11 protein-coding genes are annotated in these 16,154 nt (G+C 57.9%); 2 read left to right on the top strand and 9 right to left on the bottom strand.

The features are described from left to right. Nucleotides 1–609: MFS transporter (locus PGR79_RS04570; protein WP_430921136.1), on the top strand; the 609-nt coding region annotated here is incomplete at its 5' end. Nucleotides 610–643: 34 nt separating this feature from the next. On the opposite strand, the gene yegS is transcribed toward PGR79_RS04570, so the two are convergent. The 8 genes from yegS to PGR79_RS04530 form a co-directional block, all read right to left on the bottom strand. Next, nucleotides 644–1,537, bottom strand: a complete 894-nt coding sequence (yegS, locus tag PGR79_RS04565; RefSeq protein WP_047078109.1) for a lipid kinase YegS — start codon at nucleotides 1,535–1,537, stop codon at nucleotides 644–646. A gap of 257 nt (nucleotides 1,538–1,794) precedes the next feature. Continuing rightward, a complete protein-coding gene (gene yegQ, locus PGR79_RS04560) occupies nucleotides 1,795–3,156 on the bottom strand; it encodes a tRNA 5-hydroxyuridine modification protein YegQ (RefSeq protein ID WP_430921134.1) in 1,362 nt (453 codons plus the stop codon). Nucleotides 3,157–3,301: 145 nt separating this feature from the next. Next, nucleotides 3,302–4,024, bottom strand: a complete 723-nt coding sequence (gene baeR, locus PGR79_RS04555) for a two-component system response regulator BaeR (protein WP_087860434.1) — start codon at nucleotides 4,022–4,024, stop codon at nucleotides 3,302–3,304. Then, the gene (gene baeS, locus PGR79_RS04550; protein ID WP_113373481.1) at nucleotides 4,021–5,475 is read right to left on the bottom strand and encodes a two-component system sensor histidine kinase BaeS; all 1,455 of its coding nucleotides are present in this window, start codon (nucleotides 5,473–5,475) and stop codon (nucleotides 4,021–4,023) included. The genes baeR and baeS overlap by 4 nt, the downstream gene beginning before the upstream one ends. Then, the gene (locus PGR79_RS04545; protein ID WP_113373482.1) at nucleotides 5,472–6,887 is read right to left on the bottom strand and encodes an MFS transporter; all 1,416 of its coding nucleotides are present in this window, start codon (nucleotides 6,885–6,887) and stop codon (nucleotides 5,472–5,474) included. Before PGR79_RS04545 ends, baeS begins: the two co-directional genes overlap by 4 nt. A 1-nt stretch (nucleotide 6,888) precedes the next feature. Next, nucleotides 6,889–9,966, bottom strand: coding sequence for a multidrug efflux RND transporter permease subunit MdtC (gene mdtC, locus PGR79_RS04540; RefSeq protein WP_430921132.1), 3,078 nt, complete (start codon nucleotides 9,964–9,966; stop codon nucleotides 6,889–6,891). After that, nucleotides 9,967–13,089 (bottom strand): MdtB/MuxB family multidrug efflux RND transporter permease subunit, encoded by a 3,123-nt coding sequence (locus PGR79_RS04535; RefSeq protein ID WP_113373484.1) that lies wholly within the window; start codon nucleotides 13,087–13,089, stop codon nucleotides 9,967–9,969. After that, nucleotides 13,089–14,333 (bottom strand): MdtA/MuxA family multidrug efflux RND transporter periplasmic adaptor subunit, encoded by a 1,245-nt coding sequence (locus PGR79_RS04530; RefSeq protein ID WP_113373485.1) that lies wholly within the window; start codon nucleotides 14,331–14,333, stop codon nucleotides 13,089–13,091. Before PGR79_RS04530 ends, PGR79_RS04535 begins: the two co-directional genes overlap by 1 nt. 253 nt (nucleotides 14,334–14,586) lie before the next feature. Here PGR79_RS04530 and PGR79_RS04525 point away from each other — a divergent pair, with 253 nt between their 5' ends. Then, entirely contained in the window at nucleotides 14,587–14,646 is a 60-nt protein-coding gene (locus PGR79_RS04525) for a type I toxin-antitoxin system Ibs family toxin (RefSeq protein WP_113373696.1), read from the top strand. 102 nt (nucleotides 14,647–14,748) lie between these two features. Here PGR79_RS04525 and yegD read toward each other — a convergent pair whose 3' ends face one another. Then, the gene (gene yegD, locus PGR79_RS04520; RefSeq protein ID WP_430921129.1) at nucleotides 14,749–16,101 is read right to left on the bottom strand and encodes a molecular chaperone; all 1,353 of its coding nucleotides are present in this window, start codon (nucleotides 16,099–16,101) and stop codon (nucleotides 14,749–14,751) included. Nucleotides 16,102–16,154 lie beyond the last annotated feature (53 nt).

Genomic DNA, 16,154 nt, shown 5'->3' with positions numbered 1-16,154 from the left:
AACCGCAGCATTATGCTCTCCAGCATCGTGCGCATTATCAACACCCTGTCGCTGTTCGGCTTCGCGGTGGTCATGCCGATGATGTTCGTCGATGAGCTTGGCTTCACCACTTCCGAATGGCTGCAGGTGTGGGCGGCGTTCTTCTTCACCACCATCTTCTCCAACGTTTTCTGGGGGATTGTGGCGGAGAAAATGGGCTGGATGAAAGTGGTGCGCTGGTTCGGCTGCATCGGCATGGCGCTGTCGAGCCTGGCGTTTTACTACCTGCCGCAGCACTTCGGCCATAACTTCGCCATGGCGCTGGTGCCGGCAATTGCGCTGGGGATTTTCGTCGCGGCGTTTGTGCCGATGGCCGCGGTATTCCCGGCGCTGGAGCCAGAGCATAAAGGGGCGGCGATTTCGGTCTATAACCTGTCGGCCGGGCTGTCGAACTTCCTCGCGCCGGCGATTGCGGTGGTGCTGCTGCCGCACTTCAGCACCATCGGCGTGGTGGTGGCTTATACCGCGCTCTATCTGCTGGCGTTTTGTCTGTGCCCGTTTATTAGCGTCGATCAGCCGGGCTTTGCCCGTAAGGCAAGCGGCGTCAGGGAAGGGGTAGAATATTCATAACGTTGTCAGGGCGGGTATATCCCGCCCTGATGTTTTAACGCAGTAGCATACAGTCCGGCGGCAGACGGCAGCGTAGCGCCTCGCCGAGGATTTCCATCCGGAAAGATTTGCCGCTTAGCGGTTCGCCATCAAGGTTGAAGGTCATTTCATGGGCGGCGGTGACTTCAAACCACGGCGATACGCCGTCGATAAGGTTTGGCGAATTATCGGGATTAGCGAGAGTACTGAACAATGCCGGTAACAGCTCTTCGCCTGTAAAAATACGCAGATGCAGTAGCCCGTCGTTAATTAATGCTTCAGGGCACAGTTGCTGACCGCCGCCGGCCTGACGGCCATTGCCGATGCCGATAACCAGCGCATCGCCCTGCCAGTGAAAGTTCTCGCCGCGAATTTCGCAGCGGTCCGGCTTCAGGGTATCCATGCGCGTCAGGCCATGAATCAGATAGGAGACGCCACCGAGCGCGGCTTTTAGTTTTTCCGGCGTTTCGGTGGTGATGCGGGTACCAAAGCCGCCAGTGGCCATATTGATAAACCCGGCCTCGTTGTTAACGCGTACCACATCAATAGGGACATCGCGCCCGGCTATCGCCAGCTTCAGCGCGCTGGCTAAATCCTGCGGGATGCCGACGCTGGTGGCGAAATCATTGGCTGTGCCGAGGGGGAGTATTCCCAGCGCCATATTGCTGCCGCGCTGGACCAGCGCGGTGGCGACTTCATTAATTGTGCCATCGCCGCCGCCGGCAATTACCGTCGCCACCTTGAGCGTTTCGGCTTCCTCGACAAAACGAATCGCATCGCCTTTCTCCCAGGTCACGCGGACGTGTATCTCGATACCTTCTTCGCGCAGGAGATTAACGGCTTCGCGCAGTTGGGGTTCATTTGCGCCTTTACCGTTGAGAATTAATAAGCTGGCTGGAAATTGGGTCATCCTTTATCGCCTCATTCTTAGTCGTCATCCTCAGTGTATCGCATGAATGGCGTCATGGAATAAGAAAGTCGGGAAAATGGGATGCATAAAAAATAAGCCCGCGTAAGGGAGATTACGCAGGCTAAGGAGGTGGTTCCTGGTACAGCTAGCATTTATGGGTTATGTTTTTCAGCGAAATGGATGATACCTGCTTCGAACGTAACGGTATGTGATCCGATTCTAATATCCATACATAGTGAAAAAATAACGCCAATAAACTAATTTTTATGCGGATTGCGCGTCGACTCGCCGTTGAAATTACGCATCAGCAAACCATACTCCAGCGCCATATCCTCCGGCAGCGGCAGCCAGACGATATAACCGTCTCCCGGCGCGACCGGCATTGCTTCGCCTTTGGCGTTCTCCATATGTTCGAGCGTAAAGTTGACGTTGCCTTGCGGAGTCATGACCTCCAGGCTGTCGCCGACCGAGAACTTATTTTTCACCGCCACTTCGGCCAAATTACCGTTACGCTTGCCGGTGAATTCGCCGACAAACTGCTGGCGTTCGGAAACCGAATAGCCGTATTCATAATTCTGATAGTCGTCGTGGGTGTGGCGACGCAGGAAGCCTTCGGTATAGCCGCGGTGGGCCAGACCTTCCAGCGTCTCCAGCAGGCTGGTGTCGAACGGTTTACCGGCGGCGGCGTCGTCAATCGCTTTACGGTACACCTGGGCGGTGCGTGCGCAGTAGTAGAAGGATTTGGTGCGGCCTTCAATTTTCAGCGAGTGCACGCCCATCCGGGTCAGGCGCTCCACGTGGGCGATTGCGCGCAGATCTTTAGAGTTCATGATGTAGGTGCCGTGTTCGTCTTCGAAGGCGGTCATGTACTCGCCCGGACGTTTGGCTTCCTCAATCATAAATACCTGGTCGGTTGGCGCGCCGATACCGAGAGTGGGTTCAACGTTCTGCACCGGGATAGGCTCATGCTTGTGGACAATATTACCCACATCATCTTCTTTGCCTTCCTGGACGTTGTACTCCCAGCGGCAGGCGTTGGTGCAGGTACCCTGGTTAGGGTCACGTTTGTTGATATAGCCGGAGAGCAGGCAGCGGCCGGAGTAGGCCATGCACAGCGCGCCATGGACGAAAATCTCGATTTCCATTTCCGGCACCTGGCTGCGAATTTCGGCGATCTCGTCCAGCGACAGCTCGCGGGACAGGATCACGCGGGTTAGTCCCATTTGCTGCCAGAATTTCACCGTCGCCCAGTTGACGGCGTTAGCCTGTACCGAAAGGTGTATCGGCATATCAGGGAAGTTTTCGCGCACCAGCATGATTAAACCAGGATCGGACATAATCAGCGCGTCCGGGCCCATCTCCACTACCGGTTTGAGATCGCGAATGAACGTTTTCAACTTGGCGTTATGCGGCGCGATGTTAACCACTACGTAGAATTTTTTCCCCAGCTCGTGGGCCTCATTGATGCCGAGCTGCAGGTTTTCGTGGTTAAATTCATTGTTGCGCACGCGCAGTGAGTAACGCGGCTGGCCGGCGTAGACCGCATCGGCGCCATAAGCGAAAGCGTAACGCATATTTTTCAGCGTTCCCGCCGGGGAAAGGAGTTCCGGTTTAAACATGATGTTCTCGTTCTGATGACAGGTCAGACTCGCCGCACCAGGTACGGCGATTCGGGGGAGTGTCCCCACATTAAGGGCGGGCATTGTAGCGCCGTGGAAAGAGGGAGTAAACCTTTGCGCCTCTCTGCGCTAAGAGGCGCGGTGATCAAGCCATTCGACAGGCGTCGGCTTCCCAGCGATAGCCGACGCCGTAGACGGCGCGAATAAACGACTGCTCGGCATCCAGCGATTCCAGCTTACGGCGCAGGTTTTTAATATGGCTATCTATGGTGCGGTCGGTCACCACGCGATAATCGTCGTACAGATGATTGAGCAGTTGTTCGCGGGAGAAGACTTTACCCGGCTCCTGCGACAGCGTTTTTAATAGCCGAAACTCGGCGGGAGTCAGGTCCAGCAATTTTTCGCGCCACGAGGCCTGGAAGCGGCTCTCATCAACGATAAGCGGGCTTTGCGCATCCAGCGCCTGCAGAACGCGCTGTGGCTTGCAGCGACGCAGGATCGTTTTCACGCGAGCCACGACTTCACGCGGACTATACGGTTTGCAGATATAGTCGTCGGCGCCGATCTCCAACCCTAGCAGGCGATCGATCTCTTCGATTTTGGCGGTGACCATCACGATTGGCACATCGGAAAAACGGCGGATCTCACGGCACAGGGTCAGGCCGTCGGTGCCGGGCAGCATTAAATCCAGCAGGATTAAATGCGGGGGCGTCTGGCGGACATAGGGCAGTACGCGATCGCCATGCGCAATGAGCGTTGGCGCATAGCTCGCGGCCTGCAAATAGTCGATTAACAACTGACCGAGCTTAGGCTCGTCTTCCACGATTAAAATACGCGGCGTGTTTTCATCAATGGGTAATTCGCTCATACGTCCCTCGATAAATCCTGTTCCAGAGGTAATTCTACTTTAATGCTAACCCCGCCAAAAGGCGAATGGCTGGCGTTCAGGCTGCCGCCGTGGGCCGCGACAATGTTCATACAGATTGCCAGCCCAAGGCCGGATCCACCGCTGGCGCGGTTACGCGAACCTTCGGTGCGGTAAAAACGCTCGCACAGCCGCGCCAGCTGCTCGTCGCTAACGCCGGGGCCGCTATCGGCGAAATCGAGTATTAATCTGCGGCCGTTTTGTTTGGCGCTAATCAGCAGGCGTCCGCCGTGGTCGGTATAGCGCAGGCTGTTTTCCAGCAGGTTATTGAACAACTGCATCAGCCGATCGCGATCGCCGAACACGACAGCGTTATCCGGCAGCGAGACGCCGATGGTCAACCCGCGGCTGGCGAAACGTTCGCGGAACGCCCCTGCGGCGACCTCCAGCAGCGCAATTAAATCCACCGACTCTTTCTGGTAGGCTAACGCGCCTTCATCGGACATCGACAACTGATGCAGATCGTCCACCAGCTTGGTGAGCGTACCGACTTCCGCCTGCAGCGAAGAGATCGAATCCGGGGTAAATTTACGCACTCCGTCCTGAATGGCCTCCAGCTCGCCGCGCAGGACCGCTAACGGCGTGCGGAGTTCATGCGAAATATCGGCCATTAAATCGCGGCGCATCTGTTGGTTACGCTCAAGCGTACTGGCAAGCTGGTTGAAATCCTGCGCCAGACGACCCAGTTCATCCCCGCCGGTGACCGTGACGCGGGTAGAGAAATCGCCCGCCGCCAGCTTATGGGTGCCTTCCACCAGCCGTTTGACCGGCGCCAGCAGCCCGCGGGCCAACGGGAAAGTAGCCAGCGCGGCGAGGATGGTGGCGAGGGCGACGATCAACCAACTGGTGCGTTTTTGCTGGCGGTCGAAATTGATATCCGTGTTGCGCGTGAGCCGCTCGACCGGCGAGGCGATCACCGCCCCAACGGTCACGCCGTCGACGACAATGTTGCGCCGGGTGCCGTCCTGCGGTACCGGCGCCCGCGGGCCTACCAGCACGCGCCCTTGTTGATCGACAACCCAAAATTGCGTGCGCCAGCCGTGCGGCGGCATATCGGGCCGCGGGCCAGGCCCGGGCATTGGCCCTGGCTCGCCATGCGGGCCCGGACCACCCGGTGGGCGTTCGTCGTTATCGCGCTCGAAGGTGCGCAGTAACTGGAAGATAAAACGATCGTTATTGCGCAAAAACTTCCAGTCGCCGTGCTGCTCGTACTGTTCACTGAGCGCATCGCCGAGCATCGTTAATCGCTGTTCATTACCGCGTTTTATATAGTCGATAAAGCCGCGCTCAAAGCTGATGCGCACCGCCCAGTGCATGCTAATCAGCAGCACGATACAGGTGGCGAAAATAGCCAGGAACAGCTTACCGGTGATACCCGGGCGCCAAAGTTTCACGATTCACTCCTTTTGCGTCGGCGGATGACGGTGTTGCTGCCGACATCGTTCGGTACACGGGAAAAGATAAGTGCCGGGAGGGCGATAATCACCGCCATGCTCAGATAGGTGTAGAGGAAAACCTGATGAACGGCTGGCGCATCGGCGCTGATATGCTGCTGGCCGTACATACCCAGCAAGAGCCCGGCAATGGTCACGCCGATACTCATCGAGAGCTGCATAACCATTGAGAGCAGGCTGTTGCCGCTGCTGGCCAACTCATCAGGCAGGTCTTTTAGCGTCAGGGTATTCATTGATGAGAAACGGCTGGAGTTAATCATACCCTGCAGAAACAGCACCAGCGGCAGCAGCCAGTACCAGCCGGCCAGAGCGACGGCCATGAACAATAAACTCACCAGCGCCAGGCCGAGGGTTGCGAAAACCAGTACGCGGCGATAGCCAAAGCGGTTTACTACCTGCACCACGATGCGTTTCATCCCCATGCTGCCCAGCACCATCGGGATCATCATCAGCCCGGCGTGGAACGGCGAGAAGCCGAGGCCAATTTGCAGGAATACCGGAGTCATAAACGGTAACATCCCGCTACCGATACGCCCGGCAAAGCTGCCGCCAAGACCGAGCGAGAAGGTTTTATTGCGAAACAGATTGAGGCTGAACAATGCGTTAACGTTGCCGCGGGCGTGCCACAAATAAAAAATTATGGCCATCAGGCCACCGGCGACCAGCGCGGCGAGCAGCAGCGGCGAGATACCGAGCCCTTTTTTACCGTCGAGCGCCAGCGTCAGGGTGGCCATTCCCACCGCCAGCAGAATAAAACCAAGGATATCAAAGCGCCGGGTCTGCAGGGTGTAGTTCGGCATCAGGCATAATGTGGCGATAGCGCCGATGATGCCAACCGGGATGTTGATCAAGAAAATCCAGTGCCAGGAAGCATATTCGACCAGTACCCCGCCAAGCGCCGGGCCGAGCAGGGGGCCAACCTGGCCGGGCAGGGTGACGAAGGTCATCGCCGCCATATACTGATCGCGTGGAACGATTTTCATCACCGTTAGCCGCCCGACCGGTACCATCATCGCGCCGCCGACGCCTTGCAGCACGCGGGACATCACCAACTGATCGAGGGTGGTTGCCTGGGCGCAGAACAGCGAGCCGACGGTAAACAACACAATGGCGCTGAAAAAAATATTGCGCACGCCAACCCGGTCCGCCAGCCAGCCGCTGGCCGGTAGCATGACTGCCACCGTTAGCACATACGAGACCACCACCATATGCATGTGCAGCGGGCTCTCCCCAAGGCTTTTGGCCATCGAGGGGAGGGCGGTGTTGACGATGGTGGTATCCAGCGACTGCATAAAGAAGCCGAAGGCCACAATCCATAACTGCCAGCGTACGCTGGCGGGCAGATCTGTCATCTTATTCGCTTACCGGTTGAGAAGACTTGCGCGTAAAACGCAGCCGCAGACGATCAAAGAACAAATAGACCACCGGGGTAGTGTACAGCGTCAGCAGCTGGCTCATGACCAGACCGCCGACGATGGTGATCCCCAACGGCTGCCGCAGCTCTGAACCATCCCCGCCAGACAGCACCAGCGGTAGCGCGCCGAACAGCGCCGCCAGGGTGGTCATCATGATCGGGCGAAAACGTAGCAGGCAGGCCTGGAAGATGGCTTCTTCCGGCGGAAGATTGCCGGTACGCTGCGCTTCAAGGGCGAAATCGACCATCATGATGGCGTTTTTCTTCACGATGCCAATTAATAGCAGGATCCCTATCAGGGCGATTAGGCTGAATGGGGCACCGAACAACTCCAGCGCCAGCAGCGCGCCAACCCCCGCTGACGGAAGGGTAGAGAGGATCGTTAACGGATGCACGTAGCTTTCGTAGAGGATCCCCAGCACGATATACACCGTAGCGATGGCGGCGATAATCAGGATCACCTGTGAGTTCATCGTCTGCTGGAATACCTGCGCGGTGCCGGCAAAGGATCCACGGACGCTCGACGGCACGCCGAGCTGGGTCATCGCCCGGTCAATGGCGTCGCTGGCTTCCGACAGCGATTTGCCGGTCGGTAGGTTGAAGGAGATGGTCGAGGCGGCCGATAGCCCCTGGTGGTTGACCGAAAGCGGCGCGTTCGCCGGTTGCCATTTGGCGAAATACGACAGCGGAATAGGTTTCCCGTCTTTACTGATGACAAACATATGCTCCAGCGCGCTAACGTCCTGGGTATAAAGCGGATCGACTTCCATTACCACTTTGTACTGGTTGAGCGGCTGGTAGATGGTCGAGATTTGCCGTTGGCCGAAAGCGTTGTTTAACAGGCTGTTGGCATCCTGCACGCTGACGCCCAGGCGTGACATGGTGTCGCGATCGTAGACCAGATCCATCTCCGCGCCGTTATCCTGTTGGTCCGAGTTAACGTCGGCCAGTTCCGGCAGCGCCGCCAGCGCCTTGCGGATTTTCGGCTCCCATTCACGCAGCGCCGACAGATCGTCCGATAACAGGGTGTACTGGTAGCTGGCGTTCGACTGACGCCCGCCAACGCGGATATCCTGCACCGCCATCAGGAACAGATTCGCGCCGGGCTCTTTCGCCAGCTTTTTCCGCAGCCGGTCGATGATTTGCTGCGCCGTTTCGTGGCGCTGGTCGCGCGGTTTCAGGGTGATAAACATCATACCGCTATTCACCCGCGAGCCGCCGGTAAAGCCGGTCACGTTATCGACAGCCGGATCCTCGCGGATGATCTTCATAAAGTCCTGCAGTTTGCCGCGCATCGCCTGGAAGGAAATACTCTGATCCGCCTGAATTCCGCCCATCAGCACCCCGGTGTCCTGCTCCGGGAAGAAGGTTTTCGGAATGGCGATATACAGCCACACGCTGAGCGCCATCGTACCGAGCAGCACCAGGCCAGTCAGGCGACTATGCTTCAGCACCCATTTTAACGATTTGCCATAGCCGCCCTGAATAGCGACCAGCAGGCGGCCAAAGCCGCGATTCCGCGTTGGTTCATGAGGTTTGCCGCTTTTCAGCAGCCAGCCGCACATCATTGGCGTCAGCGTGAGTGACACGGCGAGCGAAATACCGATCGCTACCGATAGCGTGACGGCGAACTCGCGCAACAGGCGACCCGGCAGGCCGCCCATCAGCAGCAGCGGTAAGAACACCGCCACCAGCGACAGGCTCATCGACAGCACGGTAAAGCCGACTTCACGGCTGCCTTGTAACGCGGCCTGCAGCGGCTTCATTCCCGCCTCAAGATGGCGGGAAATATTCTCCAGCACCACGATGGCGTCATCGACAACGAAACCGGTGGCGATGGTCAGCGCCATTAGCGACAGATTATTGAGGCTGAAACCGCATAAATACATGGCGGCGAAGGTACCGATTAACGATACCGGCACGGCGACGGCCGGGATAAGCGTTGCGCGCCCGGAGCGCAAAAACAGGAAGACCACCAGAATCACCAGCGCGACCGAGATCACCAGCGTTTGTTCGACCTCTTCCAGCGAAGCGCGGATAGTGGGCGAACGATCCTGGGCAATTTGCAAATCAATGGCGGCCGGGATAGTACGCTGTAGCTCAGGAAGGCGGGCGCGGATGCTGTCGACCGTCTGAATAATGTTGGCTTCCGGCAGCTTGCGAATCATTAACAGGATCGCTGGTTTCGCGTTGGTCATCCCGGCGTTACGCACATCCTGCACTGAATCCGTCACTTTTGCCACGTCGCCAAGGCGTACCGCCGCGCCGTTGTTGTAGTGGACGATCACCGGCAAATATTCCGCCGCGGTTTTCAGTTCATCATTGGTCTGCACCTGCCAGCGATGGGTTTCATCTTCCAGAGCGCCCTGCGGGCGACGCACGTTGGCGTTATCAATGGCGCTGCGCACGGCATCCAGTGAGACGCCCTGGTTAAATAGCGCCTGCGGGTTAAGATCGACGCGCACCGCCGGCAGTGAGCTGCCGCCGACGTCGACATCGCCGACGCCGTCAATCTGCGCGATGGTTTGCGCCAGCTGGGTTGACGCGAAATCGTACAACTCGCCCTGCGAATAGGTATCCGAGGTGAGCGTCAGGATCATGATCGGCGCATCGGACGGGTTAGCTTTGCGATACGTGGGGCGGCTGGGCATCCCGCTCGGCAGCAGGCTTTGCGCGGCATTAATCGCCGCCTGCACGTCGCGGGCGGCGCCGTTAATATCGCGATCGAAATTAAACTCCATGATGATGCGGGTACTGCCAAGCGAGCTCGACGAGGTCATTTCATTGACCCCGGCAATGCGCCCCAGCGATCGTTCCAGCGGTGTTGCCACCGATGAGGCCATGGTTTCCGGCGAGGCGCCGGGCAGCGAGGCGCTAATCATGATCACCGGGAAATCCACCTGCGGCAGCGGCGCGACCGGCAGCAGGCGGAATCCGAGGACTCCGCATAGGGTAATCGCCAGCGAAATAAGAATCGTCGCCACCGGCCGATAAATGAAGAGAGCGAAGAACTTCACTTACGCCTCCTCTTCACGGCGCGGGAAGCGGCTCTTCATATACAGCGATAACCGATCGAACAGCAGATAAATGACCGGCGTGGTGAATAACGTCAGTACCTGGCTGAGCATCAGGCCACCGACCATACCGATGCCCAGTGGGCGGCGCAATTCGGCGCCGACGCCGGTACTAAGCATCAAGGGCAGCGCGCCAAGCAGGGCGGCGAGGGTGGTCATCAGGATTGGCCGGAAACGCAGCAGGCAGGCCTGGTAAATGGCTTCGCGCGGCGGCATCCCCTGCTCGCGCTCGGCGGCGAGGGCAAAGTCAATCATCATGATGGCGTTTTTCTTCACGATACCAATCAGCAGAATGATGCCGATGATGGCAATCACGTCCAGCTCGCTACCGGCCAGCCATAGCGCCAGCAGCGCCCCGACGCCCGCGGTCGGCAGGGTTGAAAGAATGGTGATGGGATGAATGAAGCTTTCGTATAGTACGCCGAGGACGATATACATGGCGACTACCGCCGCGACGACCAGCCAGACGGTGCTACCGAGCGCCGACTGGAACGCGAGGGAACTGCCCTGGAACTGGGTGCGGATGTCGCTTGGGAAATCCAGCGACAGCTCGGCTGACAAAATAGCCTCTACCGCTTCGCCGAGGGAGTAGTTATCCGGCACGTTGAATGAAATGGTGGTTACCGGGAACTGATCGAGATGGTTAACCGACAGCGGGGTAAAACGCTGCTCGACGCTGGCGATGGATTTCAGCGGCACGATGCCGCCGTCGCTGCTGGTGAGGCGGATATTATCCAGCGCCGCCAGCCCCGGCGTCGCCTGGGTGTCGTGCTCCAGTACCACGCGATATTGGTTGGCCTGGGTATAAATTGTCGAGATCAGCCGTTGGCCAAAGGCGTTATACAGCGCGTTATCGACATCCGCCATGGAAATACCCAGCCGGCTGGCGCTATCGCGATCGACATTAATATAAGCCGCGAGCCCTTTATCCTGCCAGTCGCTGCTGACGTCGGCAAGCTGGGGTAAGGATTGCAGGCGCGACAGCAATTGCGGCACCCAGTTGCTCAGCGCATCAAGCGAGTTAGCCTGCAGGGTAAACTGATACTGAGTTCGGCTGACGGTGGTATCGATAGTCAGATCCTGCGTTGGCTGGAGATAGAGCTCAATACCAGGGACGCTTGCCACCGATTGCTGTAGACGACTGATGACCGTTTGCACGCGATCGTCGCGTTCATCCAGTGGTTTAAGGTTAATCTGCAGACGCGCGCTGTTCAGCGCCGGATTGGTGCCATCAACGCCGACGAACGACGTCAGGCTTTCAACCGCCGGATCTTTCAGAATCAGATCGGATACCTGCTGCTGGCGTTGCGCCATACTGGCGAACGACACCGACTGCGGGGCCTGTAAGGTGCCCTGAATAATGCCGTTATCCTGGATTGGGAAGAAGCCTTTCGGGATAAAGACCCACAGCAGAATCGATAACGCCAGGGTACTTAACGCTACGCTCAACGTTAGCCATGGGTGGTTCAGTACCCGGCTTAGCCAGCGGCCATAAACGGCAATCACCCGCTCGAAGAAACGCTCGCTGGCCCGCGAAAAGCGGTTTTGTTTGCGCAGCGATTCGTGGCTTAACATCCGCGCGCACATCATTGGCGTCAGGGTCAGCGAGACCACCGCCGAAATCAGAATCGCCACCGCGAGGGTAATGGCGAATTCGCGGAACAATCGCCCAACGATATCACCCATAAACAGCAGCGGGATCAGTACGGCAATCAGCGAGAAGGTTAATGAAATAATCGTGAAGCCGATTTCCCCCGCGCCTTTCAGCGCGGCGGCGAGCGGTTTTTCACCTTTTTCGATATAGCGGGAGATGTTTTCAATGACCACGATAGCGTCATCGACCACGAAACCAGTGGCGATGGTCAATGCCATTAGCGTCAGGTTGTTAATCGAAAAATCGAGGAACACCATGACCGCGAAGGTGCCGACCAGCGACAGCGGCACGGCGACGCCGGGGATGATTGTCGCCGGGACATTGCGTAAGAAGAGATAAATGATCATCACCACCAGCGCGATGGCCAGCAGCAATTCGAACTGGGTATCGCTGACCGACGCGCGAATATTGGTGGTGCGGTCAGAAAGCACCTGTACCTTAACGGATTTAGGCAAGCTCTCGGTCAGTTGCGGTAGCATCTGGCGGATGCTGTCGGCGGTGGCGATGATGTTCGCTCCCGGCTGGCGTTGGACGTTCATCACGATCGCCCGCTGCTTATTGGCCCACGCCCCAAGCCAGGCGTTCTCGGCGCCCTGCTCGATGGTCGCGACATCGCCAAGACGGATCGGCGCGCCGTTCTGATAGGCGATAATCAGCCGACGGTAATCTTCTGCCGACTGCATCTGATCGTTGGCGGAAAGGGTGACCGCGCGGGCCGGACCATCAAGACTACCTTTCGCTGAATTCACGTTGGCGCTGGTAATAGCGGTACGCACGGTTTCGCTGGTCAAACCTAACGCGGCGATCGCCTGGGCATTGAGCTTAACGCGTACCGCAGGACGCTGGCCGCCGGCAAGCGTCACCAGACCGACGCCGGAAACCTGAGAAATCTTCTGCGCCACCCGAGTTTCCACCATATCTTCGACCTGCGTCATCGGCATCGCGCTGGAGGTGACGGCCAGGGTCATGATCGGCGGATCCGCCGGATTCACTTTGCTGTAAACCGGCGGGTTGGGTAAATCAGACGGCAGCAGATTGGTCGCGGCGTTGATGGCCGCCTGCACTTCCTGTTCAGCGACATCCAGCGCCAGGGTCAGCTGGAACTGCAGGGTGATGACCGACGCGCCGCCCGAACTTTGCGAGGACATCTGCTTAAGGCCGGACATCTGGCCAAACTGGCGTTCCAGCGGCGCGGTAATCGATGACGTCACCACATCCGGGCTGGCGCCGGGGTAGAGTGTCACCACCTGAATGGTCGGGTAGTCAACTTCCGGCAGCGCGGAGACCGGCAGGAAGCGATAGCCGATGATCCCGGCCAGCAGAATGGCGACCATCAATAGCGTTGTCGCCACCGGACGCATAATAAACAGCCGGGACGGACCGCCCGTACTGCTCGGGGGTAAGACTTGCATCAGGCGCCCGCTCCGTTTTTACCACTCTGGCGGGCGGCAGGTTGTTCCTGCGCGGCGCTGTGAGCTTCGACGACTTCGACCTTAGCGCCTTCGGTCAGGCGGTCGATACCATCGGTCACCACCCGGTCTCCCGCTGACAGTCCGGCGTTAATCACCACTTTTTGGCTATCCTGAATACCCGGCGTAACCGTATGTTTGCTGACTTTATTCTCACTGTTCAGCACCCATACGAAGTGCCCCTCATTGCCCATTTGTAGCGCGGCGGTGGGGATCACGACCGCATCCTGCTCGGTATCCACCAGCATTCTGGCGTTGACGAACTGATTCGGGAACAATGCGTCATCGAGGTTATTAAAGCGGGCCTTAAGCTTAATAGTGCCGGTAGTGGCATCGATTTGGTTATCGAGGCTCAGCAGGCTGCCTGTACTGATCTTCTGTTTATTGGTTCGGTCCCAGGCCTCGACGCTCAGCGTTTTACCAGCTTTCTGCGCCTGTACCACGGTGGCGATATCGCTTTCCGGCAGGGTAAAGACCAAATCGATAGGGTGAGTTTGCGTGAGAACGACAATACCGGTGGTGTCGCCACTGGAAATTTGGTTGCCGATATCGACCTGCTTCAGGCCCACGCGCCCGTCAATCGGCGCGGTGATGCGGGTCCAGTCCAGCTGCAGTTGCGCACTGGCGACGGCGGCCTGATCGGCTTTAACCGTACCGGCGGATTCGACCACCAGTGACTGCTGGGTATCCAGCTCCTGACGGGAGATAAGATTTGTTTTCACCAGTTGTTGATAGCGGGCGAGATCGCGGCGTGCGTTTGCGAGGGTGGCGTTATCTTTGGCAAGCTGCCCCTGCGCCTGGGCCAGCGCCACCTTGAACTGGCTGGGATCGATTTGCGCCAGCAGATCGCCGGCTTTGACCTGCTGACCTTCCTGGAAATGAATACTCAGTAACTGGCCGTCAACCCGACTGCGCACGGTCACGGTATTCGCCGCGGCGATAGTCCCCAGGCCAGTAAGGTAGCGGGGGACGGCTTCGCTGGTGGCTGTTGCCGCCTGCACCGGGGCCAGCGTTGCCCCAAAACGCCCGTGACGCGCCCCGGCAGGCGCTTTTGCTCCTTGCTGACTTGCGCCAGCGGCGCCTGCGGTTGTCTCTTCGGAACGATCGTGCCAGAACCAATAGGCGGCTCCCGCCACCAAAATTACCGTCAGGACTATTCCCCAACGAAGTGTGTTACTGCTTTTCATTGTTTTGCTATCTCATCCTGAAGCTTTCGCTGAATGATACTAGTTTAGTAACGGAACGCCCCGCAAAAATGGAGGAATTATGAAAAGAGCGTATGGAAAGGTCTGAATTGGCGGGCTTTCACGAGGAGGCTCGCAAAGCCGAACGCTGAAAAGAAATGTGTCAGACGCGGCATGGTAACGTCAGCTTGATTTAGCGGAGGCTAAATACAGGAAAGCCCCTCCTGAGGAAGGGGCCTTAAATAAGGAAAGGGTTATGATGAATCTGGTCATCATACTGATAGTGCTGTTACTGATAAGTTTCCCGACTTACTAACAGTGTATCAGGGGGAGGAGAAATCCTCCCTTACCCTTCACCCTGCAAATTAGGACGAAAAAGCGGCAAAGTCAACTCAGGTTACCGAATGGCGCTCGCGTTTCAGGCGAAAACCACCTGCGCCCAGCGGGCAAGCCCGGCGGTAACGGAACCAAAATCATCGCCGCCGGCGATCGGTATCCCCGGCAGCTGCGCGGCCAGCGCCTTCTTAATTAACGGCGATCGTGCGCTACCGCCGGTGAGATAGATAACGTCCGGGGTTTCTTGACTGCTTTCCAGCGCTAACTTTACCTGCTCCATAATGCGAGCCAGCGGTTGATTGAGCGCCTCTTCCAGCCCCTGCTGGCTGATAGCGGTTGCCAGCTCATCGCTGATAAACGGCAGTTCGGCGTTGAAATCCGGCTGAGCGGAAAGGGCGATTTTGCTCTCTTCCGCGCTGCGCACCAGGCGATAGCTCAGACGCTGTCGCCAGACTTTAAGCAGCAGTGCGACCTTGTCGGCATCGCGAGCGTCGCGCAGCAGGTCATTAAGCATACGACCGTTGGCGGCGCTGTAAAAATCGCTCTGCGCCGGGACGTCGTTAATCGCCACCGCATTCCACCAGGGCAGTACCGGCAGCGCGATGCCTTTTTCCGTTTCGCCGCCCATGCCGAGTAACGGCATCAGGCATTTGAAGGCCAGGGCGATATCGAGATCGTTACCGCCGATACGGCAGCCGCTGTGGCCGAGCAGGCTATCCTGACGTTCGGCTTTCTGCCGCCACTGTGGCCCCATCAACAGCAGCGAGCAGTCGGTGGTACCGCCGCCGATATCGACGACCAGCACGCGTTTTTCGTCGTCGAGCGTGGCTTCAAAATCTAACCCCGCTGCAACGGGTTCAAACTGAAACACGACATCGTTGAATCCTGCTCGCGTCGCCGCGCGTTCGAGAATACCCTGTGCCTGAGCGTTAGCGTCATCACCGCCAAGACCCTGGAAGTTAATCGGTCGACCAATGACCGCCTGGGTAATCTGTTCGCTAAGCTGAGACTGCGCCTGCTGTTTAATATGCAGCATCATCGCGCAGACCAGATCTTCAAATAACGCGACCTGCTGGGGTTTAAGGCCATTAGCGCCAAGAAACGACTTTGGCGACTTAACGAAGTAGACCTCTTCCGGATCGTCAACGTATTGATGCAGAGAGGCGAGTCCGAACTGAACGCTGTTGCTGAGGACTTCGATATCTTGATCACGGTTATAATTAATGGCGCGTCGTAGCAGCGCCTGGTTTTCCGCGCCGTCGGCCGGGACATTGTGATGGCGGTACAGCCATTCGCTGACCGCTTCGCGCGTCGGGGCGCAAAGCATCGACGGCAGCAATGGGCTACCGTTTTCCAGCGTTAAAAGCCGTGGGCTGCCACCCTGCATAACGGCGACCGAACAGTTGGCGGTACCATAGTCAAAACCAATAAACATAACCGGAAAAATCCCCATGCCAGTGAAGAAGGGGGGCGACTTTAGCGGATTGC

The sequence above is a fragment of the Klebsiella sp. 141161 genome, from assembly GCF_050600815.1.
Lineage (GTDB): Bacteria > Pseudomonadota > Gammaproteobacteria > Enterobacterales > Enterobacteriaceae > Klebsiella > Klebsiella aerogenes.
This window is presented reverse-complemented; position numbering and strand designations above follow the sequence as displayed.